2 protein-coding genes are annotated in these 1,713 nt (G+C 26.6%); both read right to left on the bottom strand.

What is annotated here, in order from left to right:
- Positions 1-74: 74 nt before the first annotated feature.
- Positions 75-1,178, bottom strand: coding sequence for an FUSC family protein (locus NSA58_RS19810; protein WP_074429503.1), 1,104 nt, complete (start codon positions 1,176-1,178; stop codon positions 75-77).
- 11 nt (positions 1,179-1,189) lie between these two features.
- On the bottom strand, positions 1,190-1,624 hold the full coding sequence (locus NSA58_RS19805) for a MarR family winged helix-turn-helix transcriptional regulator (RefSeq protein ID WP_039680937.1): 435 nt from the start codon (positions 1,622-1,624) through the stop codon (positions 1,190-1,192).
- Between the last annotated feature and the right edge of the window lie 89 nt (positions 1,625-1,713).

Genomic DNA, 1,713 nt, shown 5'->3' with positions numbered 1-1,713 from the left:
TTACTTTTAATATGTAATAATTAATATAACTATATAAAAAGTCGACGAATAAATTTTCGTCGACTTTTTAATATCTATATATTTACTTCAATTTGTTCAAATTCATCTTCGTCTTCATTATTAAATCTATTATCCATATGATAAATTACTTTGTCATATAAATTATCAAATAATTTACTATATAGCGATCCAAAAACATTACTTACTATACGAGATGTAATAGTATCTGTTAAACCTAGTGTTGCAACTGCAGAGGGTAATGCTGAAAAACTATTTACTACTGTTTGCCATTCATAAGTAGCACAAAAACCAACCATTAATCCAGCCATAAGTGGCAACATTGTTCTAAGCTGTTCTGGTAATACTATATAAATAACAAAAAATGTAATACAACCGACAATTGCAAATATTATTCTGCTTTTACAACGTACATTTAACTTTTCCTTAGTTGTTTGCTGAATTACTGACATACATGCAAAAGCTATCCACATTGTTTTAGGAAAATGCATAAACTCTCCTATTAGTACTGCAGTATTAATTCCAAGAGCAAGTTTTAACTGCCATCTACTTCTCTCTGTTTTTATATCAAAACCTTTTATAACATCTAAAATAGTATTATCATATTCTTTTTTTGTTTTTTTATGTTTAATATAAAATATTGAAGCTACAATTATACCACCAAATAATAACCCAATAACACGAGATAAATATACTTCTACACTACTAACACCATTACCATATAAAAGGAAATACGATAATATTAGTATTATGTGATTTGCATACATCATGTTATGACAAGTTAATACTATTATAGTAACTATCGAAATAAAGTTTATAATAAATCCTAATATTGGATTTGATATATTCGATAAATAAGGAGCAACTGAATATATTAGAAAAATTCCAATTAAAGTAACAGATGACTGTTTTACCTTAAAATCTAAGTTTGCAGATCTAAAAGTTAGTATTAACATTACTGTTACAACACCTACTATACTATTTTCACTTCCAAAAATACTGCTAAATGAAGACACTATTAAAATACAAAATAGCATACATAAAATATTTTTAATTATTAGTGCCCCTATATATTTTTGTTTTATCTTTTTATCTGACTCTTCTTTTATCAAAGGTTTTAGTTGTGCTGCACCTAGTTGCATCGCCTGATAAAAACTCATCCTTCACTCTCCTATTCCTCATTCATTATTTTATTTGCTTTTTCAATAGATGAAATTAATTTAAAAAACTCTTCATCACCTAACTTCTTACGTAACTTATATATTGGTGATAAGTAAAGTTCATATATTTTTTGTAACTCTTTTCTTCCAGCCTCTGTAATACAAACAGAGTAGCTTCTTTTATCATGTATATCTGGCTTTTTAGTTACATATCCATTCTTACTTAAACTATCTATTAATCTACTTAAAATTGTTTTATTTAAACACATTGCTTTGCTAAGTTTAATAGGTGTCATACCTTCTTCATTCTTTATAAGCTGAGACAATAAATCGTATTCTTGATTAGTTCTTTCAAGTGCTGGTGTATAACGATGCACTAATGTTCTACTAAATAGTCTTACTTCATTCATTTTTACTGTCATATCTATCCAATCAAAATTATCCATCTCTCCACCTCTTCATGATTTAGTTCACTTTGTTAACTATAATATATATTCTATTGAATATAGTTAACTTTGTCAACTATATATAATGT

This window comes from Terrisporobacter muris (assembly GCF_024621905.1).
GTDB lineage: Bacteria > Bacillota > Clostridia > Peptostreptococcales > Peptostreptococcaceae > Terrisporobacter > Terrisporobacter muris.
Note: the sequence above shows the minus strand (reverse complement) of the source record. Positions and strands in the feature narration are given on the sequence as shown.